Source organism: Streptomyces sp. NPDC002055, from assembly GCF_040296705.1.
Taxonomy (GTDB): domain Bacteria; phylum Actinomycetota; class Actinomycetes; order Streptomycetales; family Streptomycetaceae; genus Streptomyces.
The window spans coordinates 24,804-42,288 of sequence record NZ_JBEOXS010000060.1; the positions used below are offsets into that span (position 1 = coordinate 24,804).

General features: G+C 69.4%; 16 protein-coding genes. 9 read left to right on the forward strand and 7 right to left on the reverse strand.

What is annotated here, in order from left to right; all coding sequences use genetic code 11:
• Nucleotides 1–126: 126 nt before the first annotated feature.
• Nucleotides 127–2,604 (forward strand): Tex family protein, encoded by a 2,478-nt coding sequence (locus tag ABT112_RS28305; protein WP_351514306.1) that lies wholly within the window; start codon nucleotides 127–129, stop codon nucleotides 2,602–2,604.
• A 154-nt stretch (nucleotides 2,605–2,758) separates the two neighbouring features.
• On the opposite strand, the gene ABT112_RS28310 is transcribed toward ABT112_RS28305, so the two are convergent.
• The 4 genes from ABT112_RS28310 to ABT112_RS28325 form a co-directional block, all read right to left on the reverse strand.
• Nucleotides 2,759–3,733 (reverse strand): GNAT family N-acetyltransferase, encoded by a 975-nt coding sequence (locus ABT112_RS28310; RefSeq protein ID WP_351514308.1) that lies wholly within the window; start codon nucleotides 3,731–3,733, stop codon nucleotides 2,759–2,761.
• 78 nt (nucleotides 3,734–3,811) lie between these two features.
• On the reverse strand, nucleotides 3,812–4,033 hold the full coding sequence (locus tag ABT112_RS28315; RefSeq protein ID WP_351514310.1) for a hypothetical protein: 222 nt from the start codon (nucleotides 4,031–4,033) through the stop codon (nucleotides 3,812–3,814).
• A gap of 69 nt (nucleotides 4,034–4,102) precedes the next feature.
• A complete protein-coding gene (locus tag ABT112_RS28320) occupies nucleotides 4,103–4,513 on the reverse strand; it encodes a DUF6023 family protein (protein WP_351514312.1) in 411 nt (136 codons plus the stop codon).
• 764 nt (nucleotides 4,514–5,277) lie between these two features.
• A complete protein-coding gene (locus ABT112_RS28325) occupies nucleotides 5,278–6,069 on the reverse strand; it encodes an SAVMC3_10250 family protein (RefSeq protein ID WP_351514314.1) in 792 nt (263 codons plus the stop codon).
• Nucleotides 6,070–6,146: 77 nt separating this feature from the next.
• Between ABT112_RS28325 and ABT112_RS28330 the strand changes: the two genes are divergently transcribed.
• Together ABT112_RS28330 and ABT112_RS28335 are read left to right on the forward strand one after the other, a co-directional pair.
• Nucleotides 6,147–7,976 (forward strand): hypothetical protein, encoded by a 1,830-nt coding sequence (locus ABT112_RS28330; protein ID WP_351514316.1) that lies wholly within the window; start codon nucleotides 6,147–6,149, stop codon nucleotides 7,974–7,976.
• A 42-nt stretch (nucleotides 7,977–8,018) separates the two neighbouring features.
• Nucleotides 8,019–9,188, forward strand: a complete 1,170-nt coding sequence (locus ABT112_RS28335) for a serine/threonine-protein kinase (RefSeq protein ID WP_351514318.1) — start codon at nucleotides 8,019–8,021, stop codon at nucleotides 9,186–9,188.
• A 295-nt stretch (nucleotides 9,189–9,483) separates the two neighbouring features.
• On the opposite strand, the gene ABT112_RS28340 is transcribed toward ABT112_RS28335, so the two are convergent.
• Nucleotides 9,484–11,121, reverse strand: a complete 1,638-nt coding sequence (locus tag ABT112_RS28340; protein WP_351514320.1) for an ABC-F family ATP-binding cassette domain-containing protein — start codon at nucleotides 11,119–11,121, stop codon at nucleotides 9,484–9,486.
• Nucleotides 11,122–11,287: 166 nt separating this feature from the next.
• The gene (locus ABT112_RS28345) at nucleotides 11,288–12,385 is read right to left on the reverse strand and encodes an oxidoreductase (protein WP_351514322.1); all 1,098 of its coding nucleotides are present in this window, start codon (nucleotides 12,383–12,385) and stop codon (nucleotides 11,288–11,290) included.
• A gap of 304 nt (nucleotides 12,386–12,689) precedes the next feature.
• Here ABT112_RS28345 and ABT112_RS28350 point away from each other — a divergent pair, with 304 nt between their 5' ends.
• The 6 genes from ABT112_RS28350 (at nucleotide 12,690) to ABT112_RS28375 (ending at nucleotide 16,577) form a co-directional block, all read left to right on the forward strand.
• Nucleotides 12,690–13,163, forward strand: a complete 474-nt coding sequence (locus tag ABT112_RS28350) for an ArsI/CadI family heavy metal resistance metalloenzyme (protein ID WP_351514324.1) — start codon at nucleotides 12,690–12,692, stop codon at nucleotides 13,161–13,163.
• Nucleotides 13,164–13,314: 151 nt separating this feature from the next.
• The gene (locus ABT112_RS28355) at nucleotides 13,315–14,502 is read left to right on the forward strand and encodes a helix-turn-helix domain-containing protein (protein ID WP_351514326.1); all 1,188 of its coding nucleotides are present in this window, start codon (nucleotides 13,315–13,317) and stop codon (nucleotides 14,500–14,502) included.
• A gap of 75 nt (nucleotides 14,503–14,577) precedes the next feature.
• Nucleotides 14,578–14,955, forward strand: a complete 378-nt coding sequence (locus tag ABT112_RS28360; protein WP_351514328.1) for a DUF6415 family natural product biosynthesis protein — start codon at nucleotides 14,578–14,580, stop codon at nucleotides 14,953–14,955.
• Nucleotides 14,952–15,143 (forward strand): hypothetical protein, encoded by a 192-nt coding sequence (locus ABT112_RS28365; protein ID WP_351514330.1) that lies wholly within the window; start codon nucleotides 14,952–14,954, stop codon nucleotides 15,141–15,143. Before ABT112_RS28360 ends, ABT112_RS28365 begins: the two co-directional genes overlap by 4 nt.
• Before the next feature lie 127 nt (nucleotides 15,144–15,270).
• Complete coding sequence (locus ABT112_RS28370; protein ID WP_351514332.1) at nucleotides 15,271–15,408, forward strand: hypothetical protein; 138 nt, start codon at nucleotides 15,271–15,273, stop codon at nucleotides 15,406–15,408.
• Nucleotides 15,405–16,577 carry a methyltransferase domain-containing protein gene (locus ABT112_RS28375; RefSeq protein WP_351514334.1) on the forward strand — a complete coding sequence of 391 codons (1,173 nt, stop codon included), beginning with the start codon at nucleotides 15,405–15,407 and terminating at the stop codon, nucleotides 16,575–16,577. The genes ABT112_RS28370 and ABT112_RS28375 overlap by 4 nt, the downstream gene beginning before the upstream one ends.
• Before the next feature lie 114 nt (nucleotides 16,578–16,691).
• Here ABT112_RS28375 and ABT112_RS28380 read toward each other — a convergent pair whose 3' ends face one another.
• A complete protein-coding gene (locus ABT112_RS28380; RefSeq protein WP_351514335.1) occupies nucleotides 16,692–17,234 on the reverse strand; it encodes an MOSC domain-containing protein in 543 nt (180 codons plus the stop codon).
• Between the last annotated feature and the right edge of the window lie 251 nt (nucleotides 17,235–17,485).

Here is a 17,485-nt window from a genome sequence, read left to right on the forward strand (position 1 = left end):
GACCGATCCCGTCCGGCGCGGCGGGACCCGGGCGCGCACCCGGGTCCCGCCGCGTCCCGGAGGCCGCACACCGGCGCCACCTGCCACAATGCAGAGACCAGCGCAACGACAAGGCGGAACGGGATCGTGACGACGTCGATCGAGAGCAGGATCGCCGAGGAGCTCGGCGTACGGGAGCGGCAGGTGAAGGCAGCCGTCGAGCTGCTCGACGGCGGGTCGACCGTCCCCTTCATCGCGCGCTACCGCAAGGAAGCGACCGAGATGCTGGACGACGCGCAGTTGCGCTCGCTGGAGGAACGGCTGCGCTATCTGCGGGAGCTGGAGGAGCGCCGCACGGCGATCATCGAGTCGGTCCGCGGCCAGGGCAAGCTCGACGAGGCGCTGGAGGCGCAGATCCGGGGCGCGGACTCCAAGGCCCGCCTGGAGGACATCTACCTCCCCTACAAGCCCAAGCGCCGCACCAAGGCGCAGATCGCCCGGGAGGCGGGCCTCGAACCGCTGGCCGACGGCCTGCTGACGGATCCGTCCGTCGAACCGCAGGCGGCGGCAGCGGCGTTCGTGGACGCCGACAAGGGGGTTGCGGACGCCTCCGCGGCCCTGGACGGTGCCCGCGCCATCCTCACCGAGCGGTTCGGTGAGGACGCCGACCTCATCGGCGAGCTGCGGGAACGGATGTGGACCAAGGGGCGGGTGGCCGCCACGGTCCGCGAGGGCAAGGAGGAGGCGGGCGCCAAGTTCGCCGACTACTTCGACTTCGCCGAGCCGTTCACCCAGCTGCCCTCGCACCGGGTGCTGGCGATGTTCCGCGGTGAGAAGGAGGAGGTCCTCGACCTCGTCCTGGAGCCGGAGGAGCCCACCGAGCACACCGGCCCCACCGCTTACGAGCAGTCCATCGCGCACCGCTTCGGCATCGTGAACCGGGGCCGGCCGGCGGACGGCTGGCTCGCGGACACCGTCCGCTGGGCCTGGCGCACCCGCGTCCTGGTGCACCTCGGCATCGACCTGCGGCTGCGCCTGCGGCAGGCCGCGGAGGACGAGGCCGTCCGGGTGTTCGCGGCGAACCTGCGGGATCTGCTGCTGGCGGCGCCCGCGGGCACCCGCGCGACGATGGGCCTGGACCCGGGTTTCCGCACCGGGGTGAAGGTGGCCGTGGTCGACGCGACCGGCAAGGTCGCCGCCACCGACACCATCTACCCGCACGTGCCGCAGCAGAAGTGGGACGAGTCCCTCGCCAAGCTGGCGCGGCTCGCCCGGGAGCACTCGGTGGAGCTGGTCGCCATCGGCAACGGCACCGCCTCCCGCGAGACCGACAAGCTGGCGGCCGATCTCATCGCGCGGCAGCCGGAGTTGAAGCTCACCAAGGTGATGGTCTCGGAGGCCGGGGCGTCGGTGTACTCGGCGTCCGCGTTCGCCTCGCAGGAGCTGCCGGAGCTCGACGTGTCGCTGCGCGGCGCGGTGTCGATCGCCCGCCGGCTCCAGGACCCGCTGGCCGAACTGGTGAAGATCGACCCCAAGTCGATCGGCGTCGGCCAGTACCAGCACGACCTGTCCGAGGTGAAGCTCTCCCGCTCGCTGGACGCGGTGGTGGAGGACTGCGTGAACGGCGTCGGCGTCGACGTCAACACCGCGTCCGCGCCGCTGCTCGGCCGGGTCTCGGGCATCGGCGCGGGCCTGGCGGAGAACATCGTGGCCCACCGCGACGCCAACGGCCCGTTCCGCACCCGGAAGGCGCTCAAGGACGTGTCGCGGCTGGGCCCCAAGGCGTACGAGCAGTGCGCCGGCTTCCTCCGCATCCCCGGCGGGGACGACCCGCTTGACGCCTCCAGCGTGCACCCCGAGGCGTACCCGGTGGTGCGGCGGATGGTGTCCTCCGCGGGTGCGGACGTCACCACGCTGATCGGCAACACGGCGGTGCTGCGCGGGCTGCGGCCCCAGGAGTTCGTGGACGACTCCTTCGGTCTGCCCACCGTCACCGACATCCTGAAGGAGCTGGAGAAGCCGGGGCGCGACCCGCGGCCCGCCTTCAAGACCGCGTCCTTCAAGGACGGCGTGGAGAAGATCGGGGACCTCGCGGCCGGGATGATCCTGGAGGGCGTGGTCACCAATGTGGCGGCGTTCGGCGCGTTCGTGGACGTCGGCGTCCACCAGGACGGGCTGGTGCACGTCTCGGCGATGTCCACCTCGTTCGTGAACGACCCGCGGGACGTGGTCAAGCCCGGCGACATCGTGCGGGTGAAGGTCATGGACGTGGACATCCCGCGCAAGCGCATCTCGCTGACCCTGCGGCTGGACGACGAGGCCGCGTCCGGCGAGGGCGGCGGCAGCCGCTCGGGCGGTGCCCGGGGCGAACGCGGCCGCGGTGGCGGTGGCCAGGGCCAGGGCCGCGGTGGTCAGGGCCAGGGCGGCCAGGGTCAGGGCGGTCAGGGTCAGGGCCGGGGCGGCGAACGCGGCCGGGGCGGCCAGGGCCGGGGCGGTCAGGGCGGCCGGACTCCGCAGCAGCGTCAGGGGCGCGGCGGGAACGGCGGCCGCGACGCGGCCCCCGCCAACGGCGCCATGGCGGACGCGCTGCGGCGGGCGGGGCTGCTGGACCCGAAGAAGCGCTGAACGGGTGAGTGATGGGGACCGGCGGTGCTGTTCGGCCGCCGGTCCCCTCCAGCAGTCATTGCTGCGTCGGCTCCGACTCCTGACGGAACGCCGGAATCCGCGCTCGGTCCACCCTGCTATCGGGTCTTCCCCGAAGCCGAGTACGGCGGTGGACTCAGCGCCAGTCGTCGATCACGTAGGCGTCCGGGTGGCTGTATCCGGGTTCGTTGGGCCTGTGCATGGTCACGCCCTGCAGCTGGGTACGGAAACCGCGGTCGACCATGCGCCGGTAGGCATCCTGGCGGGCCAGGTTCACTCCGGCGTCCAGTTGCCCCAGTCCCTTCTCGGTGGCGAGCTGCTCGCACGCATTCAGCAGTCGTTCGAACCGGTCCGCAGCGTCCGGACCAGGGCGTACGGCGCCGAATTTGACGAAGCACACGTCCTCACCGGCCTCCGACCCCGCTCCGCAGTGGCAGACAGCCAGACCGTCGAGGCCGGAGTCGGCGCCTTCGAGGAGGATGGTGTCACCGAGCCCCTGCGCCTGTGTGGCCATGATCTCGCGCTCCAAGCTCAGGCCCTCGTACACGGCCCCCGTCAGTGCGCGACTGAGGCTCAGTGCGTCCGGCCGCTCAGCGGCGGCCAGCTCGCCGTACAGCACTCGGCCGGGGACTTCGGCACTGACGGCGACCTGTTTCTTCATGATGGCTGTAAGGAATCGGGGCCAGAAACCGTACCGGTGGTAGAGCTCGAGGTGCTTGGGACTGTGCGAGAAGGTGAACAGGCCGAGGTGGCGGTTCTCCCAGGTGTCGAAGCAGGCCATGACCGGTTCCATGAGATGCCTGCCGATGCCCTGGTCCCACAGATCCGGACGTACGGTCAGCGGGCCGAAGAACCCGACGCTGCCCCAGTCGGCGGCGAAGTTCGATCCGACGACCTCGCCCTCGACGGTCGCTGCGAAGGCCGCGTGTGGATCTGCCGCCCAGCGGGTGCGGACATAGTCGGCGGTCCCGAAGAACGTCTCCGGCTCAGGAGCCCCGAGGAAGGTCCCGAAGGCGACCCTGAAGATCTCGTCGGCCCGGTCCAGGTCCGGCTCGACCAGCGGGCGGACCGACACCGAGGCGGCGGCACTCGTTCGCTTCGCTGCGGGCATGATCGCTCTCCTTTCCGCCCCCGGTTCCATCGCACCACGGACGGGCACCGCGGGCGAAGCGACAGCTCCGGCGGTACCTCAAGGATCGATCGGCCGCCTTGCCCCGCCATGGTTGTCACCGCCGTCGACAAGTTCGCCCAGCGAACTGTTGGAGCCCGCCATGGCTACTTGACCTTGAATGCGTGATGTCGTCATGGTGGCCGGCGTCTGAGGCCGGTGCCAGGTGAGGCAGCCGTCGAGGACGCCGTGGCGGTACTGGAGCCGGCGGAGGCCCGCGTCGGACAGCAGCGACCAAGCCATCGGGGTCGGCGGCCCCCTTGCACATACCTCATGCAGTCGGAATGCCGCAGAGATCATGAGACGTCAGTCCTACGACACCACGCTTTTGGAGGTCAGTAGTTCATCGATCCGCCAACCGACGATCCCGGATGATCCGGCAAGGCCTTCGACGTCAATCTTGATCTGTTCCTGGGCATCCGTAATACGTTGACGGACTGGGACGTTGTCGCACGCCACGGTCTGCCGCACCGAGCGTTCCACCGTCACGGCGAGACGGACCTGCCCTGCTCCCGAGCAGACAACTGACAGCGTGTAGGCCTTGCCATTCGAGAGGGCCGAGTAGGTGTGGATGCCGTCGCTTGCACGCTCCAACCCCGACTCCACGAACAGGTCGCCGGGGTCATCCGCCTCCCCAATCCCCAGCGCCTCTTCTGCCTTTCTTTCCAGAGCCTTCGTCCGGTCACTCGTCTGAGACGGTGAAGCGCTCGGTTCGGGATCCATTGACGGCTTGCCCCTGTTCTCGGAGTCGCTACTGCATCCAACGATGAAAGCAGCGGACAGGATTGGGACGAGGAGGGTGGCACCACGGCGTGTGAGCCATAGGTCGTGAATCATGCCCGGGTTTCCCATTAGCGCCATCCGACCTCCTTGGTGGGAAGCTTCGCGGTGCCGGACCCCAGCTTCTTCTTGGCGCAGCGGTCGGCACTCGTTCCGTTCTTGGCTCATGTGATCACGTAACCCCAACGAATGGCTGTGACCAGCACCTTGACAACCGCCCCTGGGCGAGGTTGTCGGTGGCGCTGGAGCACGGAGACCGCAGTCGCGTACTCCTCCTCCGTGATGTCGCCGAGGAGCTCCGCGCACCCGGCTCATGTGTTTCCTTCGCCGTTGCCAGGCCCTCTCGGCCCTGTTCCGTGAGGGTCAGCCAGCCGTCCGTGCCTCTATCGAGCAGCCCCGGTGCACGAGGGCATCGGCGGCGTGGACCATCACCTGAGTGCCCATGCCGTAGGGCACGGCCCAGGCACGTTCTACTCGGCAAAGGAGGCCCGGAACGGGCTGCCTCCAGCAAGCCCGCTTTGGGCAAGCGTGGGTGACCACCGGCGACCCCCGAAGCTGTACGAGGAGGGGACACCCGAGCAGTCGGTGCGGCTCAGCGCGGCCAGGTCAAGAAGCTCGCCAAGGCGTGCGCGGAAACCGGCCGGGACCGGTGGTCCAGCAGTCGCATCGCTGGCAGCACGCGAAGTCGCGGTGGAATCACATGGGACCTACGGAGAGTCAGCTGCCACGTACTCTACGACGAGGGGGCTCGCCACTACACACCGAGAGGCAGCACGGGCACCCGGAAGAAGCCCAGTGACACGCGCGTACCCAGTCATCATCGCGGACATGTTGATGCTGTCGTCCTCATCGTCCAACACATCTAGCAGCTCCTGCACGCCCTGGCCGTGTAGGCGCACTGCTTCCCGGGATGGAGTCTGCTCCGGTTGCAGCGGGTCGCGGTGTTTGGTGAGCGCCTCCACAACCTGCCCGACCCTGGTGACGAATGCAGTTCCCAGGCTGAAGGCCGAGTCCTCCATTTCCAGCGCGGGACCGTCTACTGCCATTGGTGCCCAGCCCCTGAGATGACGGACCGACCCATGCATGAGCAAACGACAGCCGTCGTCCGGCATGGAGTCTGCTCTCCCTCGACCTGCAGGGTCTACGAACAGTACAAGATCTTGGTGAGCGCCACCGAGCGTCACGCAACGAAGTGGCGCTTCGAACTGCACCCACTGACCAGGGCGCAGGTCAGGTTTCGCGTACCAATCCGCGATAAGCTCAACGTGCTTGGATACATCGCGAAGGTGCCGTAATTGCCCTTGCTCCGCGTTTGCCGTCGGCGCGTCCATGTCGATGCCGCCCAACGGCGTGGTCACACGGAGAGCACCCGCTCGCGGGACACGCCGTGGCTCAGGCACGAACTGCCGCAGTTTACTTTCCGACAGATAGACGATCTCACGCACCTGCGCTCCCGTTCGGTCGGTCTGGTCACGTGCCACGCCATACTGCCACCCCATACTGACAGTGGCTGAAACAGCTCAATTCTGGATCAAAACAAGCCAGTTACCCGCCAGGCATCCAGGTGGAGTCGACAATGAGCAGGCACGCACCGCAGGTGGTGATGACACCGGGGGATGTCATGGACGACGGACTTGATCTGGACTTGGCCCTTCAGCGACTCAGTGAGCGGATCGAGGGCGTAGAGGAGGGGCAAGGGCGTCACGAGGAGAAGCTAGACGGCTTCAGGGACGGGCTGCATGACGTGGAAACGAACGTCGTGAGGCTCAGCAGCGAGGTTAGCGATGTGCGACAAGAGATCGCAGGACTGGAGAGCGCAGTCGTCAACACGCGTCAGACGCTCGACACCTTCATCGAACAGTACGGACGCGACAGAGAAGTCTCCAACGCTCAAGCTGAACTGTCGCGGCTGACTACCGAGTGGCATGCGAGCTTCGCACAACGCAAGCAGGCCCGCGCCCTGGCCCGCGGCCTAGTGCACACCCTCACCGCACAGGCCGTCTACAGAAACGTTGTGAACACAGCCACCGTTCGGGCATGCTCCGAGGAGCGGCTGCTCCTCGAACCGACGTACTGGCTTGCCCCTGCCACCATGGCAGTCGCAGCCAAGTTCCGCCATGAGGAGGAGCAGGGTGAGCGCGCTCGGGCGCACGCCTGCGCCTTGGACGCCGCAAAGGCCAACCTTTTCTTCTCGTTGACGTGTTCTCGCCTCGGAGATGAGACTGAAGCCGCTGCATGGATGGACCTCTACCTTCAGTCACTCGACCCCGATGAACTGGGCCAGGACTTTTTGGTCGTTCTGGACGCGATCGCCGGCAGAGAGTTGGGAGAGGAGGCGCTTGGATACACCCAGCAGGCCATGGCGCGATGGAACCGAGGCGATTCGCCCCTCTCAACCCACAGGCGCGGTGGCACCCAACTGGAGTCCCGACTGCTGAACCTCCGCGGTCGCCTTCCCGAGAATCGGTACGCAGCACTTCGCAAGACATGCGGAGACCAGTGGGAGGCGCTCCGCGGCGGCTGGGAACTATCGACCGTGCCTGACAGGGCCTTGACCCATTTGGAACGCATGTTCCCGGATGGGTTCGACGGAGCCGACGGAACCGACACGCCGGTCGGTATCGGCGGCCATGTGGAGAGTGCCCTCGAACGCCTCATCGACCAACTTGAGCCGGACGAAGCAGACATGCGCGAGAAGATGCGACGACTTGAGCGTGTCATCGAACATGGCGGAGACCTTGTGACAGCCGACAGGGCACGCGAATCATCAGTCGCCCCGGACGCCGCCCCGGTCGCACTCATGACGCTCCTCGATCAGGCTGTCTTCGAGCCGGACGAAGTGCGGCTCGGCCAGCCAGCTCGCCGCATGGCCCTGCAAGCCATCTGGCCGGATCTGGAGGAGGCTGCACAGCGCCTAGTCACCGCCTCCCGAGATCGCCTTCCGCATCACATCACGTTGAGCGTCGCAGACTGGGACTGCTCCGTTCCGACGGACCCGCGGTTGACGGTGCAGCCGCGCCGGCTTGTCAATGAACTCGCCACGCACATTGAGCGGCAGACTCAGGTCCGGTCGGACGCTGTAGTTCGCAGATGGCCACGCATGATCGCCGCCTTGGTGATCGGCACCTTCACCCTGGCGCTGGTGGTGCCGTTCGTCGACGGCGCGCCACGGTGGCTCTTCGCGCTGCTCACGATCGGCCTGTTCACTTGGGCGGGGTGGGAGTTCGGGAGCGTACCGTTCCGCAAGAGGCGCGTGCGTGATCAGGGAGACCGATTGCGCCACGAGGCTGTCGCGACGATGGACAAGGCACTCCGCCAGTGCGAGAACGTTCTCGAGGATTGGCACGATGCGGTGGAACAGTTGGACCTCCTCACTCGATGGGGAGAGAGCCATAAGCGGGGCTGATCGTCTGACGTGGGGATCCGGCCAGGGATCGGAAGGAACCAGATGGACACCTCCAAGCTGATCGGCGGCCATTTCAAGGTGAAGGACGGCCCGGTCAGCGGTGCTATGGGGGACGTCTGGCCGGCCGAGGACATCAGACTCGGCCGCACCGTGGCCCTCAAGTTCCTCGCAAGACGACGCCTCCGCCAGCAGGGTGCCGCTACGGCGTTCACTGATTGGACGGTGAAAAGGTTCGGGCGGGAGGGCGTTGCCATGGCGCGGGTCAGCCACGCCCACGTTGCTCAGATCTACGACACGGGTGAACACGAGGGTGAGCTCTACATCGTCATGGAGTACATCCAGGGCAGATCGCTCGCCAGCCTTTTGAAGGAAGGGCCCACTCTCACGCTGGAGCAAACCGTGCGATGGACACGGGAGATCTGCGAGGGCCTGGACGCCGCGCACTCACGCGAGGTGCTCCACCATGACATCAAGCCCGACAACATCATGATCACGAACGAGGGCGAGGTGAAGATCGTGGACTTCGGACTCGCGTCTTTCGCCGACGTCACCCAGTCCCAGACAGGTGTGGGCACCGCGCTGTACAAGGCGCCCGAGAGGTGGGGCGGCAGTTCGGGCAGCGTGCGCAGCGACCTGTACTCCGTAGGCTGCGTCCTGTACGAGATGCTGACGGGGCGCCCTCCCTTCGGCAGCCCTCAGGACGACCCAATGGCCGTGGGCAGAATGCACCAGGACAACTCGCCGGCGCCACCCAGCGCCCACCGCCCAGGCGTGCCCGATCAACTAGACCTCATCGTCCGAATTCTCCTGGCCAAGGATCCGGGAGATCGCCCGCGAAACGCCGAAGCGGTTGCCGTGGTGATGAGCGACATCCAGCATTCCCTAGGCGCTGAGGACGTAGCCGATGCGATGGGGCGGGCACACGCGCTTGACGCCATGGGGAGCAGCACTAGCCATTCGGAGCGTATTCAGGCATTGGATCGCCGCATATTCGAATTGCAGCTCCGGTTCGGGCCGTACGGCCAGCCCGTGATCGAAACGCGCATTGAGCATGCAGAACTTACCGGCCAGTCGGGTGACACACGAGGGGCGGCAGCCCTGTACAACCGCCTCGGCCGTGACTGTCAGGACCTCTTCGGACCGTATGACACGCGGGTACTCAACGCCTTCGAAGGTGTGGCCCGGTGGATCGCGAGATCGGGTGCCGAGTGACCAGCTCGGGTCTGAGGGCATGCCCAGCTCTGAGTTGCCACTCCCGGCAGAAGCGACCTGGGGCTTGATGCCGCGCTTGTGGAGGACAAGGGCGATGGGAAGGCCAGGGCGATCGGCCGCTAGTGGCGCGTGGTGGCGCCGTTCTGCGGGGTGCCTTCCAGCCGTCGTGATCGCAAAGCTAGGACCTCAAATGTAGTTGAGGCCAAGGTCCCATTCTGTTCCGTCAGGAGCCGCCTGTGCGGGACGGGGGGGGTCGGATGCGGTGGGCCCGGCGCCGGTCCGCGCCAACGGTGTATCAGACCTCGGTGACCTTGCCGTCCACGACGTCCAGCCGGCGCGTGGTGTGGACCGCGTCGAGCATCCTGCGGTCGTGCGTCACCAGCAGCAGCGTGCCCTCGTATCCGGCGAGGGCGGACTCCAGTTGCTCGATGGCGGGCAGGTCCAGATGGTTCGTGGGCTCGTCCAGGACCAGCAGATTGACCCCGCGCCCCTGGAGCAGCGCCAGGCCGGCGCGGGTGCGCTCACCCGGGGAGAGCGTCGACGCCGGGCGGAGCACATGGGCGGCCTTGAGCCCGAACTTGGCCAGCAGGGTGCGGACGTCGGCGGGCTCCATGTCCGGCACCGCCGCGCCGAACGCCTCCAGCAGCGGGGTGTCCCCGAGGAACAGCGCCCGTGCCTGGTCCACTTCGCCCACCACGACGCCCGGTCCGAGGGCGGCCCGGCCCGTGTCCAGGGGCAGCCGGCCGAGGAGGGCGGCGAGGAGGGTGGACTTGCCCGAGCCGTTGGCTCCCGTGATCGCCACCCGGTCCGCCCAGTCGATCTGCAGGTCGACCGGCCCGAGCGCGAACGGACCGCGGTGTGCCACCGCCCCGTCCAGGGTGGCCACCACCGCGCCCGCCCGGGGCGCGGCGGCGATCTCCATCCGCAGCTCCCACTCCTTGCGCGGCTCCTCGACGACATCGAGCCGTTCGATCATGCGCTGGGTCTGGCGGGCCTTCGCGGCCTGCTTCTCACTCGCCTCGGAGCGGAACTTCCGGCCGATCTTGTCGTTGTCCCCGGCCTTGCGCCGGGCGTTCTTGACGCCCTTGTCCATCCAGCCGCGCTGCATCCGGGCGCGGGCCTCCAGCGAGGCGCGGTTGCCGGCGTACTCCTCGAACTCCTGGCGGGCGTGCTGCCGGGCGATCTCACGCTCCTCCAGATAGGCCCCGTAACCGCCGCCGTAGAGGTTCACCTGCTGCTGGGCCAGGTCGAGTTCGAGCACGCCGGTCACGGTGCGGGTGAGGAACTCTCGGTCGTGGCTGACGACGACGGTGCCCGCCCGGAGGCCGGTGACGAAGGCCTCCAGCCGTTCCAGGCCGTCGAGGTCCAGGTCGTTGGTGGGCTCGTCCAGCAGGAAGACGTCGTACCGGCTGAGCAGCAGCGACGCGAGACCCGCACGGGCGGCCTGGCCGCCGGAGAGGGAGGTCATCGGCTGGTCCGGGCCGATGGTGAGGTTCAGCTGCTCCATGACCTCCTCGGTGCGCTCCTCCAGATCGGCCCCGCCGAGGCCGAGCCAGCGGTCCAGGCCCTCGGCGTACGCGTCGTCGGCGCCGGGCGCGCCGTCCATCAGGGCCTGGGTCGCGGTGTCGAGGGCGCGCTGCGCGGCGGCGACCCCGGTGCGCCGGGCGAGGAAGTCCCGTACGGTCTCGCCGGGCCGGCGCTCGGGCTCCTGGGGCAGGTGGCCGACTGCGGCGGTCGGCGGGCTGAGCCGCAGGCTGCCGTGCTCGGGGGTGTCGAGCCCGGCGAGCAGGCGCAGCAGGGTCGACTTGCCGGCGCCGTTGACCCCGACGAGGCCGATCACATCACCGGGGGCGACGACCAGATCGAGGCCGGTGAACAGGGAGCGCTCCCCGTGGCCGGCGGCGAGGTCCTTGGCGACAAGCGTGGCAGTCATCAGGCGTCGATCCTACGGTGCGGTTCCTGCGGGGCGGTCACGGTGGGGCGGGGTGGTCACGGTGCGGTGGCGGGGCGGTCACGGTGCGGTGGGGCGGGGTGGTCACGGTGCGGTGGCGGGGCGGTCACGGTGCGGTGCGGCGGTGCGGTGCGGTGGAGCGGGGCGGTCACGGTGCGGTGGGGCGGGGCGCCGGCCCGGCGTCCCAGCCGGGCGGTACGGGGGTACGGGCCTGGCGGGGGCCCTCGACCAGGCTCTCCACCGGTGCGGTGAGGACGCCGCCGGCGGCGTGGGCGACCACGAAGGACCGGGCCCGCAGCACCCCGCGGCCCGGGGCGATCACCTGTCGGCCCGGTTCCAGGATCCCGTCGAAGGCGTCGTGGTCCCGGTTCCGGCCCAGCGCGCCGAGCCGGTGGACGACCAGCCGGACCCGGCAGGCCGTGGCCACGTCGAGCGTGATCTCCCGCTCGTCGGCGGACAGCCCCGTCACGCTCCGCGGGGCCGCCGGGTCCGGGTCGAGGGCCCGGGTCAGCTGCGCGACGAGCAGAGGGAGAACCGGCGCGAGCGGCTCGACGAGGACGGCGGCGGAACCGGCGGCCTCGAAGGCCCGGCGGACGGCGGCGCGCTCGGCCACGTCCACGGTGTCGCCGAAGAGCACGGCGCCGTAGCGGAGCAGTTCGGCGGGGTGCGCCCGGACCGCCTCGCGGCTGATCTCGGCGCCGATGCCGATACCGCGCAGCGCGGCGGCGAGCCGGGCGAGGAGGGCGGCGCGGTGACCGATGAGGAGCACCCGAGGGCCGGGTTCGGGTTCGTTCCGGGCGAGTAATCGTTCGAGTTCATACCGGTATTGATCGCCGTTGAAGCGGAACGGCCCGATGTCCGGGTACCCGTGGCGTACGAAGTCGGGGACCTCGTCGCACTGCCAGGCGAAGTCCCGCCAGACGACGTCCGGGCCCTGCCGCTCGACGACGGCGGTCACCGCGCCGCAGTCGAGGGCAGCGCACTCGGCGCAGCCGTAGAGGACGTACCGCCCGCCGGCCAGCGGCGGCACGGACTCCAGCAGCAGCCGCCGGACCTGCGCGGTGAACCGGGCGGGCACCCTACCCCGGACGAGCGGGGTGACGGTGTCACCGGCGGTGAGCCGGAGCAGCAGGGGCCGGCCGTCGACCGTGAAGTCCAGGAATTCCCGGTGGCGTCGGCGGCCACCGCCCGGCAGCAGGCCACCGGCGCGCATCGCCGGTTTCAGACCGAAGGTCGCATAGGACATGTCATGAGTATCGCTATGTCGTCCGGCTTTGGAGCACAGCAGCCCATATATGCACACAGTTCGGTGAAGGAATGTTGTATTCCCGTTGCCGGGGAGGCCGGCGAGCTCGGCACCGCTTCGGAGCCTCAGCTCACCGGCCCAGCCCTCGCCCATCGGCGCGGCCCGCGGTGTCGGGCGCACTCGCTCTCGCTCCGGCCGAGCACCACCAGCCCTTGATTCGATATACTTCTATGTTGACGTTCTTCGATTCAGGACGCAAGCTTGAATCGAAAGACGCCAATACAGCGAGATCAGGGAGAACGTCATGTCACGCGTTCAGCTCGCCCTCAACGTCGCCGACCTCGACGCGTCGGTGGAGTTCTACTCCAAGCTCTTCGGAGTCGAGCCGGCCAAGCGCCGCCCCGGGTACGCCAACTTCGCCATCACCGAACCTCCGCTGAAGCTCGTGCTGATCGAAGGAGAGGCAGGCCAGGAGACCCGCCTGGACCACCTCGGCGTCGAGGTCACCTCCACCGACCAGGTCACCGCAGCCACCGGCCGTCTCCAGCAGGCGGGCCTCGCGACCTTCGAGGAGAACGACACCTCCTGCTGCTACGCCCTCCAGGACAAGGTCTGGGTCCACGGGCCCGGCCAGGAGCCCTGGGAGGTCTACGTGGTCAAGGCCGACGCCGACCAGCTGGGCAAGGCCCCTACCCTGGGCGGCGACGCCTGCTGCGGCAGCGAAACCCAGGCGACCGAGCCCGCCTGGGCCGCCGCAGGCTGCACCTGCGGCGGCTGATACTCGAGCCCGGGCGATGACCACTCCGCGCGCCGCCCTCTTCAGCCGCGCACGGCGCGCGGACTGCCGTCGCGCACGATGCACATCACCCCCGTCGCAGAAGGGACCGTTCGCTGTACCGTGCTGATGTCGAGTCAGAACGGAGCTCCCCATGCCCGAGCACACCGACACGTCCATCGGCACTCGTCTCCGCGACATCCGCAAGCGCCGCGGAATGACGCAGAGCGAATTGGCCGCGGCTTCCTCGCTGTCCGTCTCCCTGATCCGGAAACTCGAACAGGGCGAGAAGGAGAGCATCCGGCTGGAGAGCGCGCATGCACTCGCCCGTGCCCTGGCCGTACCCACCACGCGCCTGCTCGTCGCCGAGCAGCCCCCTTGGTCGCCACCCGTCCCCTCCACGACCTGGCAGGCCGTCGTCGACGCCCTGGCCACCACGCCCGCACAGCCTGCGGAACTGCCCACGTCAGCGGGGGTGCAGGGTGCGCTCGCCGGCGGACGCGCGCTCTTCGCGCGGGAGGAGTACGACGATCTCGGCGCGATGCTCCCTGCGCTGATCCGGGACGCCCACGCCCTTGACGAGAATCCCGCCGGCCGCCGCCTGCGCTACCAGACCATGCAGCTCTGCGTCTCCTTCCTCGGGCAGGTCCGGCAGTACGAGGCCGCGGCGGATGCCGCCCAGCGGGCTCTCGACACCGCACCCGACGGACTGGCCGGCGGCGCGGCCGTCGTCGCCCAGTGCCAGCAGATGCTCCGGCGCGGGAAGTTGTCCGAGGTGGCGGAGTTGGCCGATCAGTGGGCTGACGATCTGGAGCCGCGGATCTCGCGTGCCACGCCGGAGGAACTCGCCGTCTGGGGTGGGCTCCAACTGCGCGTCGGTGCGGCGGCGGTGCGCGACAACAGGGCGTCCGAGGCCGCCGACGCGCTGAGCCTCGCCCGCATCGCCGCGATCAGGCTGGGACGTGAGGTGATCACCGGGCCCGATCACCTGCGCCACTTCGGCCCGGCCACGGTGACACAGCAGCGCGCCGAGCACGCCGCGATCCAGCAGCGGCCCGACAAGGTGTTGCAGTTGCACGGGGCCGTTCGCGCGTGGCGTCCGGCACGGGGCGGCGGATCGTCCGGGCGGTTCCGCCACCTGCTCGACGTGGCAAGCGCGCACCTCAGCCTCCGCGACGAGACACGGTGCACGGAGATCCTGCTCGGCATTCAGGGCGACGCTCCGCAGTGGCTCCGGGCTCAGCGGTATGCGCAGGACATCGTGGGCCGGGTGGTCGCTCAGCGGCGCACGCTGACTCCGGAGATGCAGTCACTTGCCGATGCGGTGGGGCTACCACTCTGACTTCGTGTCAGTTCGCGATACAGCGGGGCGAAACTGCCATGGAGACACACACCACCCAGCCCTTACGGTCACTGCATGAACACAGACAGTGCAGGAGGGCGGAGTGGCGAGGGCACGCTCTCACCTTCGGCTTCCATCGACGGGGTCGCCGTCCAGGACGCCGTCGACCGCGCCTTACGCACCAGCACGGGCCGTATCGACACCGACGAACTGGCCGACCTGGAAGCGCTGTTGCGCGGCCACATCGCTTCCCTTCTCCCCGCCGCCGAAGCCGTCACCGACCGGCTCTGGCGCGGGAGTCTCGCGTGGTACACCCGGCGGGCCCGTCTCGACGGCATCCGGCGGCAGGCCGAACAGGGACTCGGTGACGGCCCGCTCGCCGCGCACATCCAGGTGACCGCCCTCGCCCACGACTGCCAGTGGCTCCTGGCCGAGCACCGGGAGAGCCGATGACAGCACTCCAGTGGTGCACCTGGTGCACCGGATACACCCCGCAGCCCACCCTCATCGCCGTCATCGAGACCGGCAGCGGACCCGGCGCGATCCAGTACGCCTGTCCGGACTGCATGCGCATCTACCGGCTCCGGCCCTTCGACCCCGCCATGAGCGGCTGCCCCGTGTACCAGCGGCACCGCGCCTGAGACAGGGCCCGGCGGCACTCCCGCCGACAGCCCGCACATCCCCGCCCGGTGACCCAACTCCGTGGACGGATCGCGAGCCCGGGTGGGTCCCAGTGAAGAACACCATCCGAGCAAAGGAGAGACCGCAATGCCGCACATCATCACCGCCACCACCACCGACGGCGGGGAGGGCGACAAGCTCCCCGGGCAGCCGTACCCCGGACCGCACCCGCCGCCCACGCCCGACGGCGGCCCCGGCGTGCCCAACCCGCCCAAGAGCGCATGACCACGAGCACGGTTCAGGAGCGCCCCGGCCGCAAGGAGCTGGGGCGCATCCTTCAGAACACCGGGGTGATGGCGCCCGATTGGGCTCCGACGTTCGCTGCCGTGGACCGGGCGGCGTTCCTGCCGGACCTCATGTGGCCGTTCGGCACCGAGCAACAGGCCGCCGTCCCCGTCGACAAGGCGCAGGAGCCGGATGCCTGGTACGCGGCGGCCGACCGCGACGCGCCCATCGTGACCCAGTGGGACGACGGCGAACACGCCGGCACCGAGCCGGGACAGGTGTCGACGAGTTCCTCCTCCATGCCGTCCGTCGTCTACGGGCTGCTCCGGGATCTGGACGTGGACGAGGGCATGATGGTCCTCGATGTCGGTACCGGTACAGGCGAGACGGCCGGTGCGCTGACGCACCGTTGCGGCGGCCGGACGGTGACCACGGTCGAGGTGGACCCCGCCGTGTCACGGCTGGCGGGCGAACGGCTGGGCGCGGCCGGGCTGTATCCGAGGATCGTGGTGGGCGACGGGTTCGCGGGGCACGCGGACAGCGCACCGTATGACCGCGTTCTGGCCACGGTCGGGCTCCGGAGGATCCCCGGGGCATGGGTGGAACAGACGCATCCGGGCGGCATCGTCGTGGCGCCGTGGGGAACGCACTTCACCCACGCGGACGCCGTGGCCCGCTTGGTGGTGCAGGGGGAGACGGCCAGTGGCCGCTTCACCCGCCCGGTGGAGTTCATGAGGCTCCGCGCGCAACGGCTACGCCTGCCGGGGCACAGCGCGTATGTCCCGGCCGATGCGCAGGAGTCCGCCGACCGGTCCGGTACGGACGTCACGGCGGCGGAGTTCGTCACCGGCCCGTACACCGCGCTCCCGTTCGTGCTCGGGCTCCGGGTGCGGGACTGCGTGCAGGTCGTGGCCGCGGCGGACGACGGGGCGCAGCCGGTGTGGTTCTACGGGCTGACGGACCGGTCGTGGGCCTGCACGGTGTTCCGGGACGGCGGCGCGGCGCGGGTCTGGCAGGCGGGGCCGCGCCGGCTGTGGGACGAGGTGGAGGCGGCCTACCGGTGGTGGGCCGCCCGGGGTGAGCCGGACCACACCCGGTTCGGCCTCACGGTCGCGCCGGAGGGCCACCGGGCCTGGCTGGACGCCCCGGACGACTCCTGGGTGGTGTGAGGAACGGCGCCGGCCCGGCTGTCCACCGTTGTTCAGCGGCGGAGGGCCGGGCCGTCAATCGTCCCGTTCGGCGAGCACCTGGCTTCGACCGGCGGATGAATCCTCCGGATACCGTCAGACCCGTTCCAGCGGCCGGTGCGGCCGGGCGGGGAGTTCGATCTCGATGGTGTCGCCGGGGCGCACCGTGCCGTCGGTCGTCACGACGCTCATGATTCCGGCCTTGCGTACGACGTTCCCCGCCTCGTCGCGGCCCACGACCTGCTTCAGCAGGCCCTCCTGGAAGATGTCGATCTGCAGGCAGGGATTGCGCAGGCCGGTGACCTCCACCACCGCCTCGTCGCCGATGCGCAGCAGGGTGCCGACGGGCAGTCCGAGCAGGTCGATGCCGCGGGTGGTGATGTTCTCGCCGAGGTCGCCGGGCGCCACCGTGAAGCCGGCCGTCCGGAGCTCGGTGAAGAGCTCCTCGTGGATGAGGTGGACCTGCCGCAGGTTCGGCCTTGTGGGGTCCTGGGCGACGCGCGAGCGGTGCTTGACCGTCACGCCCGCGTGCACGTCCCCCTCCACGCCGAGCCCGGCCAGCAGCCGGATGCTGTTCCGGTTCGGCTTGGTGAACGAGTAGGCGCTGTTGCTGCTGACCGCGGTGACCGATCCGCTCATCCCCGGTTCCCCTCCTGAGTGGCGACGCCCCACCGATGCCCCACCGATGCCCCACCGGTGAGCACACGTGAGTCACTGATGATCCGCTGCTGAGCCTACGCCCGCCCCGCCGCGCCGGTCCCCCGCGTTGGTCCACGGCCGCTACGGGCCGCTCGCGCCGCCGGGGTGATGGTCACCTACGTGTGTGTGAGCGAGTTCCGGGAGACCTGGGAGGCGCTGGCCGTCGCGCTGGGCGTGATGGTGCTGGTCTC

What these genes read in the sequence shown, in the direction of transcription:
- ABT112_RS28345 (WP_351514322.1), bottom strand. Translation starts at nt 12,385, where the DNA reads ATGTCCTATGCGACCTTCGGTCTGAAACCGGCGATGCGCGCCGGTGGC.
- ABT112_RS28370 (WP_351514332.1), top strand. Translation starts at nt 15,271, where the DNA reads ATGCCGCACATCATCACCGCCACCACCACCGACGGCGGGGAGGGCGAC.
- ABT112_RS28340 (WP_351514320.1), bottom strand. Translation starts at nt 11,121, where the DNA reads ATGACTGCCACGCTTGTCGCCAAGGACCTCGCCGCCGGCCACGGGGAG.
- ABT112_RS28315 (WP_351514310.1), bottom strand. Translation starts at nt 4,033, where the DNA reads ATGGCTTGGTCGCTGCTGTCCGACGCGGGCCTCCGCCGGCTCCAGTAC.
- ABT112_RS28335 (WP_351514318.1), top strand. Translation starts at nt 8,019, where the DNA reads ATGGACACCTCCAAGCTGATCGGCGGCCATTTCAAGGTGAAGGACGGC.
- ABT112_RS28380 (WP_351514335.1), bottom strand. Translation starts at nt 17,234, where the DNA reads ATGAGCGGATCGGTCACCGCGGTCAGCAGCAACAGCGCCTACTCGTTC.
- ABT112_RS28310 (WP_351514308.1), bottom strand. Translation starts at nt 3,733, where the DNA reads ATGCCCGCAGCGAAGCGAACGAGTGCCGCCGCCTCGGTGTCGGTCCGC.
- ABT112_RS28325 (WP_351514314.1), bottom strand. Translation starts at nt 6,069, where the DNA reads ATGGGGTGGCAGTATGGCGTGGCACGTGACCAGACCGACCGAACGGGA.
- ABT112_RS28330 (WP_351514316.1), top strand. Translation starts at nt 6,147, where the DNA reads ATGAGCAGGCACGCACCGCAGGTGGTGATGACACCGGGGGATGTCATG.
- ABT112_RS28350 (WP_351514324.1), top strand. Translation starts at nt 12,690, where the DNA reads ATGTCACGCGTTCAGCTCGCCCTCAACGTCGCCGACCTCGACGCGTCG.
- ABT112_RS28365 (WP_351514330.1), top strand. Translation starts at nt 14,952, where the DNA reads ATGACAGCACTCCAGTGGTGCACCTGGTGCACCGGATACACCCCGCAG.
- ABT112_RS28360 (WP_351514328.1), top strand. Translation starts at nt 14,578, where the DNA reads ATGAACACAGACAGTGCAGGAGGGCGGAGTGGCGAGGGCACGCTCTCA.
- ABT112_RS28355 (WP_351514326.1), top strand. Translation starts at nt 13,315, where the DNA reads ATGCCCGAGCACACCGACACGTCCATCGGCACTCGTCTCCGCGACATC.
- ABT112_RS28320 (WP_351514312.1), bottom strand. Translation starts at nt 4,513, where the DNA reads ATGGATCCCGAACCGAGCGCTTCACCGTCTCAGACGAGTGACCGGACG.
- ABT112_RS28375 (WP_351514334.1), top strand. Translation starts at nt 15,405, where the DNA reads ATGACCACGAGCACGGTTCAGGAGCGCCCCGGCCGCAAGGAGCTGGGG.